16 protein-coding genes are annotated in these 22862 nt (G+C 54.8%); 4 read left to right on the top strand and 12 right to left on the bottom strand.

The features are described from left to right. Window positions 1–270 precede the first annotated feature (270 nt). Together OQ371_RS17940 and OQ371_RS17945 are read left to right on the top strand one after the other, a co-directional pair. Window positions 271–2757 carry a TonB-dependent receptor gene (locus OQ371_RS17940; protein ID WP_265994334.1) on the top strand — a complete coding sequence of 829 codons (2487 nt, stop codon included), beginning with the start codon at window positions 271–273 and terminating at the stop codon, window positions 2755–2757. Window positions 2758–2933: 176 nt separating this feature from the next. Next, entirely contained in the window at window positions 2934–4001 is a 1068-nt protein-coding gene (locus OQ371_RS17945; protein ID WP_265989571.1) for an AI-2E family transporter, read from the top strand. A 66-nt stretch (window positions 4002–4067) separates the two neighbouring features. On the opposite strand, the gene OQ371_RS17950 is transcribed toward OQ371_RS17945, so the two are convergent. The 12 genes from OQ371_RS17950 to OQ371_RS18005 form a co-directional block, all read right to left on the bottom strand. Beyond that, on the bottom strand, window positions 4068–4580 hold the full coding sequence (locus OQ371_RS17950) for a dihydrofolate reductase family protein (RefSeq protein ID WP_265989572.1): 513 nt from the start codon (window positions 4578–4580) through the stop codon (window positions 4068–4070). 57 nt (window positions 4581–4637) lie between these two features. After that, complete coding sequence (locus OQ371_RS17955; protein WP_265989574.1) at window positions 4638–5477, bottom strand: helix-turn-helix domain-containing protein; 840 nt, start codon at window positions 5475–5477, stop codon at window positions 4638–4640. A gap of 239 nt (window positions 5478–5716) precedes the next feature. After that, window positions 5717–7672, bottom strand: coding sequence for a glycoside hydrolase family 127 protein (locus OQ371_RS17960; RefSeq protein ID WP_265989576.1), 1956 nt, complete (start codon window positions 7670–7672; stop codon window positions 5717–5719). Between the two features lie 11 nt (window positions 7673–7683). After that, a complete protein-coding gene (locus tag OQ371_RS17965; protein WP_265989577.1) occupies window positions 7684–11019 on the bottom strand; it encodes a UvrD-helicase domain-containing protein in 3336 nt (1111 codons plus the stop codon). A 75-nt stretch (window positions 11020–11094) separates the two neighbouring features. Beyond that, on the bottom strand, window positions 11095–11622 hold the full coding sequence (locus OQ371_RS17970) for a hypothetical protein (RefSeq protein ID WP_265989579.1): 528 nt from the start codon (window positions 11620–11622) through the stop codon (window positions 11095–11097). Window positions 11623–11634: 12 nt separating this feature from the next. Beyond that, complete coding sequence (hisC, locus tag OQ371_RS17975; protein ID WP_265989581.1) at window positions 11635–12732, bottom strand: histidinol-phosphate transaminase; 1098 nt, start codon at window positions 12730–12732, stop codon at window positions 11635–11637. A gap of 12 nt (window positions 12733–12744) precedes the next feature. After that, window positions 12745–13167 carry a type II toxin-antitoxin system VapC family toxin gene (locus tag OQ371_RS17980; RefSeq protein ID WP_265989582.1) on the bottom strand — a complete coding sequence of 141 codons (423 nt, stop codon included), beginning with the start codon at window positions 13165–13167 and terminating at the stop codon, window positions 12745–12747. Window positions 13168–13176: 9 nt separating this feature from the next. Then, window positions 13177–13347 (bottom strand): hypothetical protein, encoded by a 171-nt coding sequence (locus OQ371_RS17985; protein ID WP_265989583.1) that lies wholly within the window; start codon window positions 13345–13347, stop codon window positions 13177–13179. A 41-nt stretch (window positions 13348–13388) separates the two neighbouring features. Next, window positions 13389–14657 carry a histidinol dehydrogenase gene (gene hisD / locus OQ371_RS17990; protein WP_265989584.1) on the bottom strand — a complete coding sequence of 423 codons (1269 nt, stop codon included), beginning with the start codon at window positions 14655–14657 and terminating at the stop codon, window positions 13389–13391. A gap of 93 nt (window positions 14658–14750) precedes the next feature. Then, window positions 14751–15611 (bottom strand): ATP phosphoribosyltransferase, encoded by an 861-nt coding sequence (gene hisG / locus OQ371_RS17995; RefSeq protein WP_265989585.1) that lies wholly within the window; start codon window positions 15609–15611, stop codon window positions 14751–14753. Between the two features lie 135 nt (window positions 15612–15746). Continuing rightward, window positions 15747–16781: an isoaspartyl peptidase/L-asparaginase family protein gene (locus OQ371_RS18000; protein WP_265989586.1), complete on the bottom strand. Its 1035-nt coding sequence runs from the start codon at window positions 16779–16781 to the stop codon at window positions 15747–15749. A 77-nt stretch (window positions 16782–16858) separates the two neighbouring features. Further along, window positions 16859–17617, bottom strand: coding sequence for a hypothetical protein (locus OQ371_RS18005; RefSeq protein ID WP_265989587.1), 759 nt, complete (start codon window positions 17615–17617; stop codon window positions 16859–16861). A gap of 173 nt (window positions 17618–17790) precedes the next feature. On the opposite strand from OQ371_RS18005, the gene OQ371_RS18010 reads away from it, so the two are divergent. Continuing rightward, on the top strand, window positions 17791–20856 hold the full coding sequence (locus OQ371_RS18010) for an amidohydrolase family protein (RefSeq protein WP_265989589.1): 3066 nt from the start codon (window positions 17791–17793) through the stop codon (window positions 20854–20856). Between the two features lie 88 nt (window positions 20857–20944). Next, complete coding sequence (locus OQ371_RS18015) at window positions 20945–22249, top strand: amidohydrolase family protein (protein ID WP_265989591.1); 1305 nt, start codon at window positions 20945–20947, stop codon at window positions 22247–22249. Window positions 22250–22862: the final 613 nt, after the last annotated feature.

Here is a 22862-nt window from a genome sequence, read left to right on the forward strand (position 1 = left end):
TAGTTGTTGTAAGTAATGAAAACTACGGCAAATTGGCAAGTAAGTAATCTCTTTAACGCTTACCGGGGGCGATCTGTTCTGCACCGAAATAAGCCGATTCCGCCCCCGAAAAAACCGACTGGGCAACATTCATTTTCGCAGACCACGGGGCCGTGTCATCTTTGTACACTGCTACTTTAAAGCGGCCCGATTATGAAAACGCAACCTGCTCCACTCTTTATCCGTCCGGTGTTATTCGCCGTCTTTCTGTTGACTAGTTTCTCGGCTGCGATGGCGCAGTTTGGCCCTCCCGGTGGTGGACCAGGTGGTGGTTTCGGCAGCCAGGACGGCGGACGTAAAAAGCAGGAATTTACCGGTGTGGCGGAAGAAGCACCCAAAGGCAACGGCAAAATTACCGGGATGCTCCTAGATTCGACTTCCGGCAAACCCGTTGAATACGCCACCGTTGCGTTGATCAACACCCAAACCGGCAAACCCATCGACGGTACGACTTCTGACGACAAAGGAAAATTCTCGCTGAGCAAACTGGCCCCCGGCGAATACCGGCTGCAATATTCGTTCATCGGCTACAAAAACGCCGATTCCAAACCCTTCACCATTGCCAAAGGCACGGACCTGAATATGGGCAATGTGCAGCTTCAGCCCGACGTAAGGACGTTGAGCGAGGTGGTCGTAACGGGGCAGGCGGCTTTGATTGAGGAAAAGGTAGACCGGCTGGTGTTCAACGCCGAAAAAGACTTGACTTCCAAAGGCGGTGACGCCACGGACATTCTGAAGAAAGTGCCGATGCTTTCGGTGGACCTCGACGGCAACGTTAGCCTGCGGGGCAGCCAGAACATCCGGGTGCTGATCAACAATAAACCGTCGACCATCGTAGCCAGCAACGTAGCCGACGCCCTCAAACAACTCCCCGCCGACATGATTAAGTCCGTGGAGGTCATCACCAGCCCGTCGGCCAAGTACGATGCCGAGGGGGCCGCCGGGATCATCAACATCATCACCAAAAAGAACACGCTGCACGGTTTGATGCTGAACGTTGATACCGGGGTCGGCATTCGGGGCTCCAACCTGGGGCTGAACGGTTCGTACCGGCAGGGAAAGCTGGGCGTTAGTCTGGGCGGTTTTGGCCGGGCCATGTACAACCGGGCCTCGTCGAGCCTGGAGCAAACCACGCTGGTCAATGGCGTGCCGATGAGCACCAGCCAGACGGCCACGGCTTTCGATAAACCGCTGTTCGGGCAATATACGCTGGGGCTGGATTACGATCTGGCCAAAAACCAGTCGCTGTCGGCCAACATCCGCTACGGAACCCGGAATTTCGTTCAGGAGCAGAACCAGTTAACCAACTCCTACATCGGCGATTCGCTGCTGAATTTTACCAACCGCAACGTGGACCGCAAGGATTTGTCGAATTCGGTTGACATCAACCTGGATTACATCCATACCTTCAAACCGCAGCAGGAGTGGAGCATTTCGACCCAGTACAGCCGCACGGGACTGACCAATAATTTTAACGCCGACCTGCTGGGCCTCGGCGGTGAGCTGACCGCCCGCCAGCGCAACCTTAATGACAACACCAACCAGGAAATTACCTTCCAGACCGATTACCAGACCCCGATCCGCAAGAACCAGCTGCTGGAATTTGGCGCAAAAGCCATTCTGCGGCAGGTCGACAGCCGGTATCAGTACCAGATTGGCGGTCCGACCGGCGCCCTGGTTTTTGATCCAACCAACCCGGCGGGCTCGCTGAACTATTCGCAGAACATCGGCGCTGGTTACGTTTCCTACACCTACGTGACGCCCAACAAGTACACTTTCAAAGTGGGAACGCGCTACGAGCATACCGGCATCGACGCCACCAGCGACGAAACGACGGCCCTGGCCATTCCGAATTACAGCAACTTGGTGCCGAGCATCAACGTGTCCAAAAGCCTGAAAGGCGGGGTCACGCTGAAAGCCGCTTATAACCGCCGGATTCAGCGCCCCGGTTTGCAGCAGTTGAACCCGAACCCCAACGCGGCCAACCCGCAGAACATCAGCATCGGGAATCCCATTTTGCGTCCGGAACTGACCGATAATTTTGAACTGAGCCTGAGTTCGACCATTAAGAAAACGTACATCAATGCCGCCCTGTTTGGCCGGTTGACCAACAACGCCATTACGCAGATTCGGCTGCCGTCGGATTCGCTGGCGGGCGGGATCATTACCACCTTCCAGAACATCGGGGTGCAGCGGACCTACGGCGCCAACGTCTTTTTCAACACCAACCTAACGCCAAAGTGGAGCATCAACGGCGGGCTGGACGGCTACTACGCTTACATGCAGGGCATGACGGCGGGCGTCGATGGCCGGTCGCAGCAAATCAGCAACGACGGGTTTAGCCTGGGGGGGCGGCTAATGTCGCAGTGGACGCTCAACAAAGGCTGGGGCATCCAGGGATTTGGTTTCTGGCGCTCGCCCATGCCGCAGTTGCAGGGAACGATGGGCGGTATGTACATGTATTCGCTGGGCGTCAAGAAGGATTTTGCCAACAAACGGGGCAGCGTCGGACTGGCGGCTGAAAACTTTGCCGGCAATGGCGTAAAAATGCGGACTTCGTTGAACTCCCCGCTGCTGGCGCAAAACAGCGTGATGCACCTTTACAACCAGAACGTAAAAGTGACGTTCTCGTACCGCATCGGAAAAATGACTTTTGAAGAAAAACGGAAAAAAGGCCGGTCGGTAAACAACGACGACGTGAAGGGCGACGCCAATTAACCAGTCGGAGCGTTGCGTACAACCAACTTATCATTTGCTTCGAACGGCGTTACGCTCTAGCGGTAACGCCGTTTCTTCATAATCGAAAAGGTTCGTTATCAGCAGCTTGGCTAATTTGCCTAAACAAAAATCGCCACGGGGTGTAGTATGGAGGTGAAGTTACTTACAAACGTGCTATGGCCACCATTTATACCCCCAAACAACAACGTATTTTACTCATCGTCAGCCTCATCATCATTGCCGGATTTATCCTGATCGGGCTGCGGCAGTACACGATTGCTTTATTAGGCTCGGGAATTATTTACGTGATTTTCCGGCCCTGGTTTACGAATCTGGTGCACAAGCGGAAGTGGAACCGGCTGCTGGTTACCATCCTGCTCATCCTGTTCTCCGTCGTCGTAATCATCATGCCGTTTCTGGCGCTGAGCCTGTTGCTGATCAATCGGATTCAGTATTACAGCCAGCATACGGACCAGATTCTGGGCTTGATCGAAAAGCTGGAGAAGGCCACCGGTATTCAGATTACGGATCAGGCTAACGTTAAAAATCTGGTGCAGCAGGGCGCCGGTTTTGCCAGTCGGCAATTTCCTTCGCTCCTGAGCGGTACGCTCGACGTGGTTATCTCGCTGGGGTTGCTCTACGTCGGGTTGTATTTTATTTTCATGGAAGAAGAGAAGTTTATCAAGGGACTGCGCAAGTACCTGCCTTTCGAAAACGATACGCTTGATCAGCTGGGCGAAGACCTGAAAAACATGGTGAACGCCAACATCCTGGGGCAGGCGCTGGTTTCGCTGGTGCAATCCCTGCTGACCGGGTTGACGCTCTGGATTTTTGGCGTGCCAGATGCAGCCTTCTGGGGCGTCGTTGCGTTCTTCTTCGCGTTCATCCCCATTTTAGGGACGCCCATTGTGTGGGGGCCCGCCGGTATTTTAATGATTTCGCAGGGCGAAACGGGCAACGGTATTGGCATTCTGGTTGTGGGGGCCGTGGTGATCATCAACGTCGATAACCTGCTGCGGGTGGTGCTGGCCAAGCGCATGGGCGACGTTCACCCGTTCGTTACCCTAACCGGTATCGTGCTGGGGGTACCGATTTTTGGCATTCTGGGTCTGGTGATCGGGCCGCTGCTGCTGGCGTATTTTGTGGTGCTGTTTAAGGTATTTGAAAAACAAAACCAGAAGCTCCGGCTGGAAGCGGCCAAGGAGCATGAAAGATTGGAGCAACAGGCCAAGCGAGCCGTCTAAAACCTTGTTAATGTTAAACAAAAAAGCCACGTTTAAAACCGTGGCTTTTTTGTTTTGGCAATTCAATCACGCTTTCACGTAGTGAAGTTCAACCAAACCGCGTTCGAAAGATCTGCTTTCCACCAACTGCCAAGCGTGCATTTTTTTAGTCGGCCGAAAAAGGGGAATGCCCTGGCCCAGGATAATCGGGTGAATGAAAACCTGAAGCTCGTCGATCAGCCCGGCTTCGAGTAAAAGGGTGTTGATCTGACCACCACCGACTAGAAAAATGTCCTTACCCGGCTGCTGCTTGAGTTCGGCGACAAAAGCCGCAATGTCGCCCGAGACAAAATTGACATACGGTTCTTCCGGCGCGTCGGAGTTGCGGGTGAAGACATAATTGGTCAGCGATTTGTAAGGAAAGTCCCCGAAACTGGCCGTAAGTTTAAACGTTTCGTTGCCCATCAGCGTCGTGTCGACGGTTTCCATAAAGGCGCTGTAACCAAAATCTCCGTCGGTGAATAACCAGTCGATTTCGCCGTTCGGACCGGCAATAAAGTGATCGAGACTGGTGGCGATAAATAGTTTTACGTTTCTCATCAGCTGTTGTTTTTCGGCAAAGGTACCGCGCGCTGCCAACGAAAACTTGTATAAAAATTACCCTTGCGCCTTTCCTGCCTGCAGGTAACAGGGCGTATCGGGCCGGATACGACCGGCCAGCACCTGCTTACGGTATTCGCCCGGCGTCAGGTCAGTGAGCGATTTGAAAAGGTGGTTCAGGTGGGCCTGATCGAAAAAACCGTGCTCCTGGGCCAGTTGGGTGAACGACTGCCGGGGGTGGTTGGCCAACTTCGTCACCACATCGTTGAACAGCCGAAGGTGCAAAAAACGACCCGGCGGAATGCCGATGTGTTTGTTAAAAGCCGCCGTCAGTGATTTCGGACTGATGCGAAGTTCGCGGGCCAGTTCCCGGATCATGCCGTCGTGCCAGCGGTTTTGCTGTAGGGACTCAGCCGCATAAATGAGGTAAGCGGGTACGTCTTTGTCCAGAAACCGTTGGGTTAGAAATCGTTCGAGCAGCGTCAGTTTGGTGTGGGCATCCGGTATCTGGTGCAGTTGCTCACTGATTTCATCAACCGGACGACGAAAAACCGTGTTACCCGCAAGAATCTGATCCGTCAGCTCCGAAGCTGGTATGCCCGTCAGGGCCTGGAGCGCCCACGGTTTCAGAAACACCCCGAACGTCTCATGCCGCCCCCAGGTTTGGCTCCGTTGCGGACGCGTATAGAGGCTACTGAGCCAGTTTTCCGCATTTTGAATCACCGGCGGCTGGTTGGCCTGACCCACTGAAAAATGCTCCGAGAAATTAAAAATCAGTTCGTGTTGCAGAACCGGAAAGCCAATGTCCTGCTGGTTAAAGTAATCCGCCGAGATATACCACAGCTTGTCCACAAATAGGCGAAGCGGTGCGGACGGTTCTCGGACAATGACGTTCATACAGCTGTTTAGAAGTTCTCTGGGTCAACGTCGAGGGCGGGCGTTAAGTTTCGGAAAACGGGTTCCCATTTTTGGGCGATGGGCCGGTAGACACCGCTCACGGCAATGGGGGAGAGAACGATTAGCGAAATAACCGTTGAAAAAAAAGTAACGCTTGATGCGTTACTTTTCTAAACCTACTGCGTCTAAGGAATTTCGCTTTTCGTTTTGGAAAATAATTTGACTATTTTTCATGGGCGTTATTTGCCCATCTGGCCGAACCAGACCGTCATCTCGGTGGTCCCCCGGTTGTTCCAGGCATAATACGGTATCAGCGTAACCGGTTTGGCCCCCTGCGTTTTCAAAACCGTAACCCCACCCAGAAAACCCTTCCGAACTTCCGGGGTATAGTGCTGGTTGGGCGTTTGGGTGATGTTCAGCGCCTGTCCATTGTTATCGAATCCTTCCGCGCAGTAAACAATCGGTCCGCGCTCAATGGCTACTTTGCCGTTATCCGCCTTGACTTTGGCGTTGGCAACGACCTCACGCACGGGCATATCCAGCGTCAGCATCACCACATCATTCGGTTTCCAGGTCCGTTGTAGTTTAAGATAGCCGTTCTCCACCGTTACGGGTGTTGCTTTGCCGTTGATGGTCAGCTTGATAGCGGGTGTTTGCGGGGTGGTGTACCGGTACAAATCCCCCGGCATGGGCTGGTTGGTGGCCCAGCCCGGCACCCGGATCAAGACCGGAAACGCAGTAGCTTTTTTGGGCGATACAGTTAGTTTAATTGCGCCATCCCACGGATACAGCGTCTGCTGCTGGATCTTGACCGCTGTTTCGGCTAGCTTCACTTCGGTCTGGCTGTCGGCAAATAGGTTGACAAACAATTCGTTGTTGCGTAGGGCGTAAATGTAGCCCGGTAGCGCGGGCAGAAACCGGACCACGTTGCTCGGGCAGCAGTTGATGCCAAACCAGGGTGATCGTTGGGCGGGTTGGCCGTTTCCGAAATCTTTCTTGCCGTTCGACGACATCGGATTGACGTAGAAAAACTTGTCACCTTGCAGGGATAATCCGCCCAGAAAACCGTTGTACAGCACCCGCTCAAACACATCCATGTACTTTGACTCGCCCGTCAGCAAAAACAGGCGGTGGTTCCAGAGCAGGTTGGCCACGGCCGCGCAGGTTTCCGCGTAGGCGGCATCGTTGGGCAACACGTACGGATCGTCGAAGGATTCCCCGTTTTCCCGCGCGCCAACCCCCCCGGTGACGTACTGCTTGCGGGTGGTGGCATCCTCCCAGATTTTCATCACCACATCCCGAATGGCCTGATCGTTTTGCAAAGCCGCCAGATCCGTCATTCCGGCGTAGAGGTACTGCGCCCGCACGGCATGGCCCACGGCTTCGTTTTGCTGCACCACGGGTTTGTGATCCTGGAAATAAGCCGGGCCGAGGTTGTGAGCATCCTGAAACAACGCCCGTTTATCACCGCGCCCGCGCATGTCCACGAAGAAACGAGCGAGATCAAGGTAGTTTTTGGTGCCCGTAACCCGGTAAAGTTTAACGAGGGCGATTTCAATCTCTTCGTGCCCCGGTACGACGATGATCTGACCCGGTTTGGGACCAATGGTTTTAACTAAATGGTTCGCATTTTTGATGGCAACCTCCAGTAGCGACCGTTTGCCGGTGGCCTGAAAGTGGGCGACGGCGGCTTCGTAGAGGTGCCCGACGTTGTACAACTCATGGCTGCCATTTTCGAACCCGTACCGATAAGGGCCCGCAATCCAGTCTTTCAAACCCGTGCTGTCGCCAAAAATGGTGCGGATGGTGTACAGATAGCCATCGGGTTCCTGGGCCGCTGCGAAGAGGGTAATCAGGCTATCGAGGTAGCGGTCGAGTTTGGCGTCGTACCGGTTCTGGAGCGAGTAAGCGGCTCCCTCCACCACTTTATAAACATCGGATTCATCGAACCGGACGCCGTTGAAGGTACCCTTTTTTAGTCCGCCGGCCACGGCAAAATTCTCGAACTTGCCGGTTTCTTCCAGTTTATGAAAGGCGTGGGGAAGGGTGACGGTTCGGGCTCTTTCCAGCCGGTCGTACCAGAAACCGGACTGCACTTTTACCTGCGAGAGCGGAACCGGAGTAATGGGATAATCCTGCGAAAAACCACGCAGGGTTACAAACAGAAGAAAGAAACCCCAAAAAGAATGCTTCATACGTTGAGAAATCAGGTTAGTTTAAGGACACTGCGGTCCGGGATAAACACCAGCCAGCCTTCCACCCGCGCATGGCCCATTTGCTGATACATCCGCATAAACGACCGCATCCGGGCGTGCTGGGCATCGTCGGCCGGCTCGGTCAGGTAATTGGCCAGAACCGTTTTGTCCGGAAAATGAACCACCCGGTTTGGGCCGCTCCGCTGCGATTTGCCCCCGTTGCTGCTCAGAATCCGCCGGTTGTTGTCACCCCGACTGGCCGGGGTGAAGAGCGACCCCATGTCCGGATCGGCCAGCAGCGTGTGGAGCGCCGACTGCATGGCTTCCTGCTCCGAAGCCCGCAACAGCCCCTCGGCCACCATCCGGCGAATCGTCCCTTCTGCATCATCGGGCGTCTGAATCAGCGACAGGGCGGTGCAGACTTTCTGCCACCAGGCCCGGGCTTTTTCGAAAGCCGTCGGGTCGAACGTCCGCTCGATGCGCCGGAGCCGGAGCGGCTGCGTGCCTTCGCGGTTGCCCACCCAGACCGAAAAAGGTTCACTAGGTAGTAACGGTCGGTGGGTGGGTTGAGTTATATAATCGTACAAAGAATAGCTCGCTTTGCCGTCTTCCCAACACGGATTGCCCCGCAAATCAGTCAGATACGTATACAGCCAGAAATCAATGCCGTTGGCGTTTTTGTAGCCGCCGTCTTTGGTCGTCGAGAAATCCTGCTTGGCCGCAATGATGTACAGCCGGTCGGTGGGGCGGGTAAAGGCCACGTACACCAGGTTCATGCACTCCACAAACGTCCGGTAGAGTTCGTCCTGGTACTGAGCCGCCAGCGGAGTTTCGTCCAGATCCTTCCGGATCGTGATGGTTGCGGTTTTCAGCCGCTTGATTTCCTGCCGCGCCGTGTCCGGAATCGCCAGTTCGTCCAGTTCGCCCAGCGGTCCGAGTTCGGCCCACATGGTTTCGTTGTTGCGGGGTTTGTAGGACCAGTCGGCAAACGGAATGATAACGACGGGGTATTCCAGCCCTTTGGATTTGTGGATGGTTTGGATGGTCACGGCGGAGTGGTCGGGCGGGGCGCTGACCGATACTTTCTCCTGGGCGGTTTCCCAGTAGGCCAGAAAATCGGGGAGGTGGCTGCTGTACCGGCTGCTGTAACTCAGGACTTCGTCGGTGAACCGGAACAAGTAGGCGCAATCCCGTTCGTTTTCGTAGAGGTCGAAGTACTCGGCCAGCTTTTCGGTCAGTTCGTAGATGGTAAGCTGTTGGAGCGTAACCGGGTCGAGCGGGTCTTTGTCGATTTTCGAGATCAGCCGGAAAATCTCCTGCACATCCTCGGCCTTCGCCATTTCGTCCATGAACTCCATCAGCTCGGCATTGGGCCGGTCTGGGTTGATGAGCCGGGTGTAGAGAAACAGCATGTCGTAGCGCACCATCCGGTTTTCGGGCTGGTGCAGCAGTTGCAGCAGCGACACCAGAAACCGAACCCGTTCCGATGACTGGAGTGTCAGCGAATCTTCCGAAGTCAGCGGAATGTCGTTGGCTTCCAGGTAGTCGGCAATTTTCCGGGCGTTTTTCTTGAAACGGCACAGCACGGCAATGTCGCCGTATTGATACCCGTCGGCCACGGCTTTCCGGATCAGCGCCAGCGTCCGTTCGACCATCTGCGTATTGAAATCCGGTCCTTCTTCGTCGTCGGTTTTGGCGGCAAACCGGTCGGGTTTCTCAATGAAGTCGATCTGCACGTGGCCCGGCACCCCGGCTTTGGCCGACGCCTGCCGGAATTGTTCGTCGAACACCTCCGTCACTTTCTCGAAATCCGTGCCGGTGTAGAAATCGGCCATGAACCGGAAAAAGCTGTTGTTGAATTCCACGATCGACTCGGCGCTGCGCCAGTTGGTTGCCAGCCGGTCGGGTTGCAGGTGGGGTTGGAGACCCGAAAGCCGTTCGAGTGTCATTTCACTGGTTTCGTGCGCCGACAGTAACGGGTCGAGTTTGCCGCTGTGCAGGGCCACAATCTGGTCCATATCGCCCCCCCGGAACCGGTAAATAGCCTGCTTGGCGTCGCCCACGGCCAGGTTAAACCGCTGGTAGGCCAGGTTGTTGTCGATCAGCGGCAGCAGGTTGACAAACTGCAGTTTGGACGTATCCTGAAACTCGTCGATCAGGATGTGATGAAACCGTTCGCCCAGCCGCTCGTAGATAAACGGCACCGGTTCGTCGGTGACAACTTTCACAATCAGCCGGTTGAACTCCGAAATGTGAATGCGGTTCTGTTCCCGCAGCAGATCGTCGCATTCCTGCTTGATCTGTTTCAGCAGGGCCACTTTTTGCAGGTGCTGCTCAATGGCCCCGAACGTCCGGTAACGCAGTCGACTGTCCTGCCGGAGTTTTTCAATTTGCAGAATGTATTCCCGGAGTTGTTCCTTGATGGCTTCAATCTGAAGCTGTTCGGGCGTTAAGGTCTTCTTGCCGGAGTGCCAGACATCTTCGTCAACCGCTTTCCGCACGTACGAATTGGGATCTTCCGGAAAGCCCGCGAGCGAAATCCGTTTCTTGAAATACGCCCCAACGCCCTTGTCACCGTAATAAAAGGCTTTTTCGGAAATGCCGGCCTGCTGAATTAGCCGGTGACCGTCCTGCGCCAGTTGCTCGATCTGTTTTTCCACTTCGCGGTTTTTTTCGCGCAGATTCCGCCGGATGGTTCGGAAGTGGCCCGGATTCAACTCCTTCAGTTTCTGAACGTAATCGTAATTGCGGTCGCCCAACTGGCCTTTGGAAAAATCGGCGAGGGTGCCCGCCAATCCATACCAACTCCGGCCGTCGGTGGCGTTTTCGAGGTAAAATTCTTCCAGCGCTTCCGACAGATAGGGGTGGTCTTCCTGGCCCACTTTTTCCAGCAGCCGGTCGATGGCCGTTTGCAGAATGGCGTCGGTGTCCATCTCGACCTCGAAACTGTAGGGCAATTCCAGATCGTCGGTAAAAGCCGTCACGACGCGCTGCACGAAACTGTCGATGGTCAGCACGGAGAAGGCGGAGTAGTCGTGCAGAATGGTGTGAAACGTCTGCCGCGCCCGGTTCTGGAGTTCCGCCGGTTCCAGCTGGAGTTCTTCGGAGAGGTCCCGGAGTTGGGAGTTGAGATCGCCCGCCGTAATCTTTTGAAGCTGTTCCAGAATCCGGTCCTTCATGTCCCGCGCAGCCGCGTTGGTGAAGGTGACGGCCAGAATGTGCTTAAACTGGTGGGCTTCAAACGATTTACCCAGTTCGGTCCGGTCACGCAGGGCCAGTTTAAGGTATTCCTTGGTCAGCGTGTAGGTCTTTCCTGATCCGGCGGATGAACTGAAGACTTTAAACATAAGAAAGGGTACAGGAAAGGAAGAAAGGAGAACCGGGACGGTTTTGATCGCTGTTCCTTCCTTCCTTTCCCAATTTTATAAATTCAGACGAACACCCAGACCGGACTGTAAGCCGAGAAAAAATGGTGCCGGAAGCACCTCGACGTACGCGCCGGTTTCCAGAAAAACGGACAACGGTTTGTTGGGTAAAAAATACTCAAGACCCGCCACACCCGATCCGCCGAGGGAAATTTCGGGCACCCTTTCGTTGGAGTTTCGATTTAAGTAATAATTGCGTCGGTTTACCTGGCCCCCAAAACCGTAGTAATAATGGAGTGTTTCCAATTTGCCGATGGAGCCGTGCCAGAGGTAATGCCCCTGAACGCTCACCCCGACATTTCGGTACATTCCTCTCCGATAGCTGCGCCGATTGCCGTAAATCCCACCGTAGGTACCAATATTTAAATCAAAGGCGTGGTTTTCGCCGAAATATTTCCGGATGTTGATACCGGCTGGCTCGCCGATGCGGAAACCGACGGCCCAGTTGTTGGTTTGGGCGTGGGCCTGCTGGGAAATGGTCAGGCCAAGCAGGAGTACGATAAACAGAGAAAGCGTTTTTTTCATAGGGTACGTTCATTAAACGGTGGTGGATAGCTGGTCGGCGTAGGTTTGCAAGAGGCTCAGCACCTGCTGGTTTTCCGACTCGGTTCCGACGGTGATGCGCAGGCAACCTTCGCAAAGTTTGACGCGATGCCGGTCGCGAACGATAATTTGCTGGCCGATCAGGTAATCAAAAACCGCTTTCGGATCGTCGAATTTCACCAGGACGAAGTTGGCATCCGAAGGGTAAACGTGCCGAACCAGCGGTAAATTGAGCAGATTGCGGGTTAATTCTTCCCGTTGAGCCAGAATCCGGGCCACCATGTCATCCTTACTGGAGACGTTGCCCAGGGCCATAAGTAACAACTTCTGGGTTGGACCACTCACGTTGTAAGGTGGTTTGATTTTGTTCAGAACGTCAATCAGGGCCTCCGACGCAAAGCACATCCCGGAGCGCAGAGCCGCCAGCCCCCAGGCTTTGGAGAAGGTTTGCAGCACGACCAGATTCGGGTATTGGTCCAGCAGGGTGGTGAAAGACGGCGTGTCGGCAAAGTCAATGTAGGCTTCATCGACCACCACCAGTCCCTGAAAGCTGGTCAGAAGCGTCAGCACGTCGTCGCGGTTGATCAGGTTGCCGGTCGGGTTGTTGGGCGAGCAGACAAACAGCAGCTTGGTCCGGGGCTGAATAGCCGCCAGCACCGCCGGAACGTCCAGTTGAAACGCCGGCGTCAGCGGGACTCTGATGAGCAGCACATCGTTGATGGCCGCGCTCACTTCGTACATGCCGTAGGTCGGCGGCACAATCAGAATGGAATCCTGACCCGGTACGCAGGTTGCCCGCACCAGCAGATCAATGGGTTCGTCGGAGCCGTTGCCAATGAAAATCTGCGTGGGCCGAACGCCCTTGATCGGGGCCAGTCGCTCCTTGATGGCATATTGGTGCGGGTCCGGATAGCGGTTGTAATGATCCTCCATTTCCGAATCACCAGACGTTGAACGGGTAACCGCCGACCCGAACGGGTTTTCGTTGGCGTCCAGAAAAACGCCCTCTTTACCGGTGTACTCGTCGCGGGCCGAGGAGTAGGGGGTTAGCGTCAGGATGTGGGGACGAAGGAGGGTATTGAGATCAAACATAGAATCTAAAACTTAGGAAATCGACTGTAAAGAAATCATCCGCAAACCCGAAATGTCTTCGAAATCAACGGTATTGTTGGTCAGTAAGGATAGCTGGTGGCGCAGAGCCGTTGCCGCAATGATGGAATCCCTTACTGAACGTTTTCGTTGTTGCCGCAACCGGATGGCTTCAATAATGACGTTTTCGTGAAGAGAAAACGCCGGAACTAGCTGAAAAAAGCGCTCAAACTTCTTCTGATCCCGAGGGGCGAGTTTATAATACCCTAATGTTTCAATTTTGGTAATTAATGACACCCGTAAATCCTCCTGATTAGCTACTAAATAAGCACGCAGTGAATCAAATTTTGGTTTGATCGAATAAATGACAATGTTCGTATCAAGTATCATTCTTCTCGTCCAGCTAGAGGCCGATCTTTCCTGACTTCGCGTTGCCATTCGCAAGGATCACCAAATTTTTTCTGCCACCCCACTTTGTGACAATTCTTCCAGAACATCCTTTAAAGAAGGCTTACTGCTCTCTTTTTTTTCCAGTACCCGGGCGTTGAACTTGGGTAGAATCGCAAGCAATAACTTTTCATCCTCCGGCGAATCGATTTCAATCACTAGCTGACTCATGGTTCTTCTTTTTTAGCAAGATAACAATTTTGCTGCCCTGTTCATTGCAAACTCGCCAGCCGCAGACTCACCGCGTGCTTGTGCGCTTCCAGAGATTCGGCTTCGGCCATGGCTTCAATCGTGGGCCCCAGCGCCTTAATACCGTCCTCGGTAATCGATTGAACTGTGATTTTCTTGACGAAGCTATCCATCGAAACCCCGCTGTAGGCCCGGGCAAAGCCGTTGGTCGGTAGCGTGTGGTTGGTACCGGATGCGTAGTCACCCGCCGACTCGGGGGTGTAATTTCCCAGGAAAATGGACCCGGCGTTGGTGATCCGTTCGGCCACGGTTTCGGCGTTCTCGACGCTCAGAATCAGGTGTTCGGCGGCATAGGCGTTCAGCAGGTCGATGGCATCGTCATCCGTCTCCACCAGAATGGCCTTGCTGTTTTTAATGGCCTGCGCGGCCAGTTCATGCCGGGGCAACCGCTCCAACTGCGCGATCAAGGCCAAATGAACGGTTGAGACGACGTGTTTATCCGTAGAAACCAGCAGCACCTGGCTGTCGGCTCCGTGTTCGGCCTGCGACAGAAGATCGGCGGCCACAAAAGCCGGAACGGCAGTTTCGTCGGCGTAAATGGCTACTTCTGAGGGACCAGCGGGCATGTCAATCGCCATGCCTTCTTTGGCCACCAGCATCTTGGCCGCCGTTACGTACTGATTACCCGGGCCGAAGATCTTGTAAACCTTCGGAATGGATTCGGTGCCGTACGCCATAGCCGCAATGGCCTGCGCCCCCCCAACCCGAAAAGCCTTGGTAATGCCCACCAGTTGGGCCGCGTACAGGATGGCCGGGTGGTCGCTGGGCGTGCAGAGGACAACCTCTTTGCAACCCGCCAGTTGGGCCGGAATGCCAAGCATCAATACCGTACTGAACAGGGGAGCCGTGCCACCCGGAATGTAAAGCCCGACTTTCTCGATGCCCACACTCCGGCGCCAGCACGTAACGCCCGGCATGGTTTCGATTTTCTCGATGGGTTGCCGCTGGGCTTCGTGAAATTTCCGGATATTCCGGTAAGCCTGCTGAATGGCGGCTTTCAATTCGTGGGAAACCTGGTTTTCGGCCGCTTTAAAATCAGCGGGCTGAAACGGGCGGCCGGTGTAGGCCAGTTTATCAAACTTTTCCGATAGTTCGGCCAGCGCCTGATCACCCCGGTTGCGAACCTGTTCCAGAATGGGCGCAACGGCTTTTTCAATCGCTTCGGTCGACTGCACGGGCCGGGCCAGCAGCCGGGGCCACTCCGCACGGGAAGGAAACGCAAGAATTTGCATTGTTAGACAAAAGAGAAAAGACAAGAGAGAAGAGACAAAAGCATAAATGAATGGAAATCTTTTTCTCTTGTCTAGGCTCTCTTCTCTATGAAATCAATAAATCATTTTTTCAATCGGGATCACCAGGATACCCTGTGCACCTGCAGAACGAATGGCTTCGATGTTTTCCCAGAAATCATTCTCAGTAATGACCGAATGGACTGAACTCCAGCCCTCGGTAGCGAGGGGCGTAACCGTCGGGCTTTTCATGCCCGGCAGCAGCGAGGTGATCTGCTCCAGCGCACTATTCGGCGCGTTCAGAACGATGTATTTGTTGTTCTTGGCGGCCTGAACGGCTTTGATCCGGAACAACAACTTCTCCAACAGCGTCTGTTTCTCGGCTTCCAGCGTCGGACGGGCAATCAGGATGGCTTCGGAACGGAAAATTACTTCCACTTCCTTCAGGCCGTTGCTCAGCAGGGTGCTGCCCGAGCTTACAATGTCGCAGATGGCTTCCGCCAGACCAATGCCTGGTGCAATCTCGACCGATCCGCTGATCTCGTGAATCTCCGCCGAAATCTGCTTTTCCTGGAGGTAATTGCCCAGAATCCGCGGGTAAGAAGTCGCAATGCTTTTACCGGCCAGGTCGTGAATACCGTTCCAGTCGGTGGCGCGCGGGATGGCTAACGACAGGCGACACTTCGAAAAACCCAGTCGATGGACGGTTTCGACCTGATGCGTGGACTCAACGGCCACGTTTTCGCCCACGATGCCCAGATCAGCCACGCCATCTTCGACGTAGCCCGGAATATCATCGTCGCGCAGGAACAGAAACTCGGCGGGGAAATTCGATGAAACGGATTTCAGCTTGCCGGTGCCGTAGTCGAAGCGAATGCCGCACTCTTTAAACAACTGGTACGAATCCTCGCTCAGTCGACCGGACTTTTGTAAGGCAATACGGAGAATAGAAGACACTTTGAATCGGGTCTGAATTTGAAAGCGCAAAGGTACTAAATAAAAAGCTACCCAAGCCGCCAACTTTACGATTATCAAGCCCGCAACTTCGTTACATGGGCGGTCATCGGTTATGGTATCTGCACGGACTCTTTCCTACAAATAATGCTCGGCGTTGAAAATCTGCTGCTGAACCGTGGCCGACGTGACGGTATAATTAAAGCCCTTCTGTACCGAAAACGCCCCCACTTCGCCTTTCCGGTTGAGGGCGATGAACCCCACCTGAAAGTCTTTGGCCCGCGCCGGATCACGCTTGACAATCCGCTCCACGGCCCGGCGGCAGGCTTCTTCGGGCGACAGGCCCTGCCGCATAAATTCAACCACCAGGTGCGAACCGCACATCCGGATCACCTCTTCGCCCTGGCCCGAGCAGGTCACGGCCCCCACCTCGTTATCGACGTACAAACCGGCCCCGATGATGGGCGAATCGCCGACGCGGCCGCGCATTTTGAAGCCCATGCCGCTGGTGGTGCACATGCCCGAGAGGTTGCCCGACGCGTCGAGGGCCACCGTTCCCATCGTGTCGTGGTTGGGGGCGCCGTTGTCGAGCTTGTTGGGTGCGAAAGCTTTTTTGTTAGCGGGCTTTTTCTGATTTAATTCAATATTGATAACCGGTTTGTATTCCGATTTTTCCAGCCATTTCCGGTAGCTTTTGTCCGCGTCTGCCGACAGCTTGCCGGATTCGAGCGGAAAGCCGTTGGCCACCGCAAACTGCTGGGCACCTTCGCCGACCAGCATGACGTGGGGCGTGGTTTCCATGATTTTACGGGCCACCGAAACCGGGTGCTTGATGCGTTCAAGAAAGGCCACGGAGCCGCAGTTGAATTTGTCGTCCATGATGCAGGAGTCGAGCGTCACACGCCCGTCGCGGTCGGGGTTGCCGCCCAGCCCCACGCAGCAGTTGATGTCGTTTTCGATGGCAATCCCGGCCAGTTCCACCGCGTCGATTGCCTTTCCTCCGCGTTGCAGAACCGGCCAGGCGGCCCCGTTCGCAATGGTTCCGCTGTCCCAGGTGGAAACAACGATGGGTTGACCCGCTACCAGCCCGCCCGATAAGCCCGGCAGGCGGTTAAAACTCAGAAAGGGCAGCGAAAACGTGCTTAAACGAAGAAAGGAACGACGGCTTTTCATGGATGACACAAAGAGGTTAGCAAACGATGCCGCAATTTACCAGCAAATTTTGATCAAAAACAGGCCGAAGATGCGCTTTACAGCGAATTATAGTACACAAATACTGCCGTCAGTGCTCTACGGTCTTTCAGGTCCGGCTTTTTCTCCTTTAAATACGCTCTGATCTGAGCTTCCTTGTCGGGCATGGCGCCCAGCAAACCTTTTCGGCTGGGCGAAAACTTCGTCAGATTCGGGCCATCGCTGGTGTACCAGACGGCTTCCCGAATCAGTTCGGTATCCTTCGTGCCGACGCTCAAGGCGGGGTTGTATGTTGGCTTTTTGACGTAAATCTGGTGCCGGATCAGGAGCTTCAGTTTGCCGTCGGTTACCTGCTCAAAAAAGCCGCGCAAGTCGGCGGGGGCGCCGGCTTCGGTGGCGTTGATGAAATGCCTCATCTGGCCGTTGCGTTCCATCGTAAACTGCCGCACCCGTTCGCCACTGACGGCCTTGACGGTTCGGGGATTGACCAGAAATTCGAGATCGTTGGCCTGGAGATTGTACCGAACCGGGGCGTCGGTGATCTCGGTGAACGGTTTGGTGCCGGGTTTTGCCATGTTCTGGTAAAAGGTAACGGTTGTTCGGGCAAAAGCCGTGTCCAGATACGGGTAGCCAAGAATTTTGCCGTCGGGGCCGGCCAGGGTGTAGATGGGCGTGATGTCGTAATTCGAGGCTCTGAAATAAGGGCCGCGGTTTAGCAGGTCGCGGGTTACGTCCGGAAGTTGCGCGCTGGCGGACCAACCCGTTAGCAGAAGGCTGGCGAGAAAAGTCGGCCAGTTAAGAGAAAAAACCGTGTTCATCTGGCTCATCGGGTTCAATAGCATGAAATTCTGCTTTTCGAATAAACGGAAAATTGACGGTGTCTACTAAAGGATTCCGCAAAATAGAATTTGGTTGTTAGGACAATAAAGTTACTCCTTTCGTAACTTCGTACCGTTATTTAACCTGTTTCATCACCTAGCTAATTCTTTACATGCGGAAACTCTTCCTGACTGGCATACTGGCCTGGGGACTCGCCCAGGCCGGCTGGTCGCAGGTAACGTTTCCCCGGAACGGCGTCTACGACGAACGACCGGGGCTGTATGCCTTTACCAATGCCACCATCATCGTTGATCCGAAAACCACCCTCGAAGGCGCCACGCTGCTGATCCGCAACGGTCGGATCGAAGCCGTGGGCAAAACCGTCAGCATTCCGGCGGGCACGGTGGTGGCCGACCTGAAGGGCAAGCGAATTTACCCGGCCCTGGTCGATATTGAGTCGGATTACGGAATGCCCGCCCTGCAACGGAATGCGCCCGGCGGGGGGCGTGGCGCTCCGCAGTACGATTCCAACAAAAAAGGCGCCTACAACTGGAACCAGGCCATCCAGCCGGAAGTTGATGCCGGGGCAATTTTTAAAGCCAATGTGCAGCAGGCCAACGAACTTCGGCGGCTGGGCTTCGGGGCGGTGGTCACGCACCCGCACGACGGCATTGCGCGCGGCAACTCGGTGCTGGTGACGCTGGCTGACGACCGCGAAAACAACGTGGTCATCCGCGACCGGGTTTCGGCGCACTACTCGTTCAGCAAAGGCACGTCGACGCAAACGTATCCGAATTCGCCGATGGGCGCGGTGGCCCTGCTGCGGCAAACGTACTACGACGCTGACTGGTACAAAAAGGCCGGAAAAACCGTCGAGTCGAACCTTTCGCTGGAAGCCTTCAACCAATTGCAAAGTCTGCCTTCGGTTTTTGAGGTACCGGATCGGCTGGGCGTTTTGCGGGCGGATAAAATCGGGGAGGAGTTTGGCGTTCAGTATATTATCAAAAGCGCCGGTGACGAATACCAGCGGCTCGACGAGATAAAAGCGACGGGGGGCTCGCTGATTGTGCCGCTGAATTTTCCGCAGGCATACGACGTAGAGGACGCCTGGGATGCCGACAACGTAACGCTGGCCGAAATGAAGCACTGGGAAATGGCACCGGCCAATCCGGGGATGCTCGCCAAAGCCGGGGTGCCGTTCGCGCTGACGACCGCCAACCTGCGCAACAAAACCGATTTCTGGTCCAACCTGCGCAAAGCCATCGAATACGGGTTGACCGAACAACAGGCGCTGACGGCCTTGACCACCACGCCCGCGCAACTGCTCAAGATCGACAACGAAGTCGGGAGCCTGAAACCGGGGCTGCTGGCGAATTTTCTGGTTACGTCCGACAACCTGTTCAGCGCCGACAACGTCATTCTGGAAAACTGGGTGCGGGGCAGACAGTACGTCTATCTGGATAAAAACGCCCCCGACTGGCGCGGAACCTACAACCTGACCATCGGCGACCGGAGCAACCTGAAGCTGAATATTACCGGAAAACCGGGTAAATTGGAATACCAGATTCTGGCCGACACCGCCAAGATTACGCCCAAAGTGGCGCTGGCGAACGACCTGATTTCGCTGCAAATTCAACTGAACAAGAAACAAGGGGGTACCACCCGACTGACGGGTTACCGTGAAGGAACGACTTTAAAAGGCGAGGGCGAACTGCCGGACGGAAAAGCCGTGAAGTGGTCGGCGACGCTGGCGCAACCCTTTACGGCTTCGGCCACAAAACCGGATACCGTAGCGACGGACCGGGCGAAGAAAACTGCTCCGGAATACGGCAAATTGCTGTACCCGTTCGTTGGGATGGGGAATCTGGAGAAACCCAAAGCGCAGACGCTGCTGATCCGGAACGCGACGGTCTGGACCAACGAAAAAGACGGTATTCTGACGAGCGCGGACGTGCTGGTGCAGAACGGGAAGATTGCGAAGGTGGGTAAAGGACTGGCAGCTCCGGCGGGGGCGCAGGTGGTCGACGGAACGGGAAAACACCTGACTAACGGAATTATTGACGAACACTCGCACATTGCGCTGTATTCGATTAATGAGGGCGGGCAATCCAGCTCGGCGGAGGTCCGGATGGGCGACGTGATCAATTCCGAAGACATTAACATCTACCGCCAACTGGCCGGGGGCGTCACGACCTCGCAATTGCTCCACGGTTCGGCTAACTCGATTGGCGGGCAGTCGGCGATTGTGAAACTGAAGTGGGGGGAAGCTCCGCAGGACCTGCTGGTGAAGGGCGCCGACGGGTTTATCAAGTTTGCGCTGGGCGAAAACGTCAAGCAGGCCAACTGGGGCGATGCGGTTCGGATCCGGTTTCCGCAAACCCGGATGGGCGTGGAGCAGGTTTACTTCGACCACTTCACCCGCGCCCGCGAGTACGACAACGCCTGGAAAGCCTACAATTCGATGAGTGCGAAGGAAAAAGCCAAAGCCGTGCCGCCCCGCCGGGATGTAGAGCTGGATGCGCTGGCCGAAATCCTGAACAAGAAACGGTTTATCACCTGCCACAGCTACGTGCAGTCGGAAATCAATATGCTGATGAAAGTGGCGGATTCGCTGGGCTTTAAGGTCAACACGTTCACGCACATTCTGGAAGGGTATAAAGTGGCTGATAAAATGGCGAAACACGGCGTGGGCGGCTCGACGTTTGCCGACTGGTGGGCCTACAAAATGGAGGTGAAAGACGCCATTCCGTATAACGCGGCCCTGATGGCGCGGGCGGGTGTGGTGGTTTCCATCAACTCCGACGACGCCGAAATGGCCCGCCGACTCAATCAGGAAGCCGCCAAAGCCGTGGAATACGGCGGAATTTCGGAGGAAGAAGCCTGGAAAATGGTGACGCTCAACCCTGCCAAACTGTTGCATCTTGACAACCGACTGGGCAGCATCCGGTCGGGCAAAGACGCTGACCTGGTGCTCTGGAACAACAACCCGCTGGCGGTGTACGCCCGGCCCGAGAAAACGATCATCGACGGCACGATTTACTTCGACGCGCAGGACGACGACCGCAAACGCGACGACCTGCAAAAAGAACGCGCCCGGCTGATCCAGAAGATGCTGACAGCCAAAGCCGGTGGAGCTCAAACCCAACGTCCGACGTTCCGGCGGCAGCGGATGTGGCATTGCGAAGACGTGGAAGGCGTTATGGCCGAAGGAGAAGAACAGACCGAACAAGGGAAGTGAAAGATAAGAGAGAAAAGACAAGAGAAGATAAACGCGAACGTCAGTTAAAAAATCTCCTGTCTCCTGACTCTCTTCTAAAAGCTGAAGCATGAAAAAAATAACACTATCGATACTGCTGCTGGCGTCGCTGAACGGCTTTGCGCAGAACCCCGCCCCGGCGGGTCCGCAGGCGCGGGCGGTGGCCCTGACCGGCGCGACCATCCACGTCGGCAACGGCCAGGTGATTACCAACGGCACCATCGTTTTCGATAAAGGCGTCATTACCGCCGTGGGAAATGGCGATACGCCGATCAACGGCGCGGAACGGATTGATGCCACCGGCAAACACATTTATCCGGGATTGATTTCTCCGGCGGCCACGGTCGGTTTGCAGGAATTTGCGTCGGTGCGGGCCACGCTCGACTACCAGGAAACGGGTTCGCTGAATCCGAACGTCCGGTCGCTGATTGCCTACAACACCGATTCGGAGGTGATTCCGACGATTCGGAACAACGGCTTGCTGATGACGCAGGCCGTGCCCGATGGGGGCGTTATTGCGGGGAGTTCGTCGGTGATGCAGACCGACGGCTGGAACTGGGAAGACGCCGTACTGAAAGCCGACGACGGCTTGTGGCTCCAGTGGCCGGGGTATTTCGCCCGCAGTTTCGATTACGAAACCTTTGCGGTCAGTCTGAAAAAGAACGAACAGCGGCAGGACGCCATCAACGCGCTGACGGCCACGTTCTCGGATGCGCGGGCCTATGCCGACCTGAAAAACCCCGCGCCGAAAAACCTCAAACTGGAAGCCATGAAAGGCCTTTTCGACGGAACACGCTGTTTGTACATCCGGGCCAACTACGGCAAGGACATCATCGAAGCCGTCAAGTTTGCCAGACAGATGGGCGTGCGCAAACCGGTGCTGGTCGGGGCGGAGGACGCGGGCCGGGTGGTCGATTTTCTGAAGGAAAACAACGTGCCGGTGATTCTGGGGCCGATGCACCGTCTGCCGACGCTGGAGGATGAGGACGTGTATCTGCCGTACAAACTGCCGGGTATGCTGCAAAAAGCCGGGGTGCTGGTGAGCCTGAGCTACGACGGCGAATGGTGGCGAACCCGCAACCTGCCGTTTCAAGCCGGAACCGCCGTTGGTTTTGGGGGTATCGATAAGGAGGAGGCCTTGAAAATGCTCACCTCCAACACCGCCAAAATCATGGGCATCGACAACGTGGTGGGCACGCTCGAAAAAGGCAAACACGCGACGCTGGTGGTGTCCAAAGGCGATTTGCTGGACATGCGGACCAACGTCATCGAACACGCGTTTATCCAGGGCCGTCACATCAACTTGGACGACAAACACAAACGGCTGTTTCATATGTACCGCGAGAAGTACGGCCAGCCGGATATTGGAAAGTAAGTTTGATTTTAGCTATTATTGGGGAGCCTAATTGGGCTCCCTTTTTTGCCACTTAATAAAGAAGAGTACCAATATACAAGTAGGTGCAAAATCACTTACAACGAATACGATTTGCAAATGGCTAAGACTACTTTTTGGGATATTATTGAGCAAACAATCAATAAACAGCCAACGCCGGAAGAATAACCGCGCAGAACTTCCTGTCTGAATATCCATTGGTAGACGGATACGCTCGAGTGAGTAAGGTGTCTTGTAAAGTTGATAGGTTCTTTATTTCATTCGCCATTCATGCATTTTACCTCATCCGCAGTAGGCTCGGCAAGTTACCGCATCATTGCCTGATGGGCTCACTATTTTGTGTACGGGTACCCGACATTTCTCATGACTGTTGTTTGTCCCACAAAAGGCAATGGTCACCACTATACGTATAATGATTAAAGGGTTGTATTTCAGTTAATTTTAATAATTTTTTGCGTATTGTTGGTTTCATTATAAGGTATAAACGCAGTCGTATTTAAGTCCTGCCAGGCCGGAATTCTGGCATAGAAGTTGATCGTTATCATACGTTGTCTGCATTCTATAAAATGGCCAATTTCGTGTGATGGGAAATGAT

The organism is Larkinella insperata (assembly GCF_026248825.1).
Taxonomy (GTDB): domain Bacteria; phylum Bacteroidota; class Bacteroidia; order Cytophagales; family Spirosomataceae; genus Larkinella; species Larkinella insperata.

Coding starts and splice junctions, on each gene's coding strand:
- OQ371_RS17985 (WP_265989583.1), bottom strand. CDS start 13,347: ATGAGTCAGCTAGTGATTGAAATCGATTCGCCGGAGGATGAAAAGTTA.
- OQ371_RS17945 (WP_265989571.1), top strand. CDS start 2,934: ATGGCCACCATTTATACCCCCAAACAACAACGTATTTTACTCATCGTC.
- OQ371_RS17980 (WP_265989582.1), bottom strand. CDS start 13,167: ATGGCAACGCGAAGTCAGGAAAGATCGGCCTCTAGCTGGACGAGAAGA.
- OQ371_RS17955 (WP_265989574.1), bottom strand. CDS start 5,477: ATGAACGTCATTGTCCGAGAACCGTCCGCACCGCTTCGCCTATTTGTG.
- OQ371_RS17960 (WP_265989576.1), bottom strand. CDS start 7,672: ATGAAGCATTCTTTTTGGGGTTTCTTTCTTCTGTTTGTAACCCTGCGT.
- OQ371_RS18015 (WP_265989591.1), top strand. CDS start 20,945: ATGAAAAAAATAACACTATCGATACTGCTGCTGGCGTCGCTGAACGGC.
- hisD (WP_265989584.1), bottom strand. CDS start 14,657: ATGCAAATTCTTGCGTTTCCTTCCCGTGCGGAGTGGCCCCGGCTGCTG.
- OQ371_RS17965 (WP_265989577.1), bottom strand. CDS start 11,019: ATGTTTAAAGTCTTCAGTTCATCCGCCGGATCAGGAAAGACCTACACG.
- OQ371_RS18005 (WP_265989587.1), bottom strand. CDS start 17,617: ATGAACACGGTTTTTTCTCTTAACTGGCCGACTTTTCTCGCCAGCCTT.
- OQ371_RS17940 (WP_265994334.1), top strand. CDS start 271: ATGGCGCAGTTTGGCCCTCCCGGTGGTGGACCAGGTGGTGGTTTCGGC.
- OQ371_RS17970 (WP_265989579.1), bottom strand. CDS start 11,622: ATGAAAAAAACGCTTTCTCTGTTTATCGTACTCCTGCTTGGCCTGACC.
- OQ371_RS18010 (WP_265989589.1), top strand. CDS start 17,791: ATGCGGAAACTCTTCCTGACTGGCATACTGGCCTGGGGACTCGCCCAG.
- OQ371_RS17950 (WP_265989572.1), bottom strand. CDS start 4,580: ATGAGAAACGTAAAACTATTTATCGCCACCAGTCTCGATCACTTTATT.
- OQ371_RS18000 (WP_265989586.1), bottom strand. CDS start 16,781: ATGAAAAGCCGTCGTTCCTTTCTTCGTTTAAGCACGTTTTCGCTGCCC.
- hisC (WP_265989581.1), bottom strand. CDS start 12,732: ATGTTTGATCTCAATACCCTCCTTCGTCCCCACATCCTGACGCTAACC.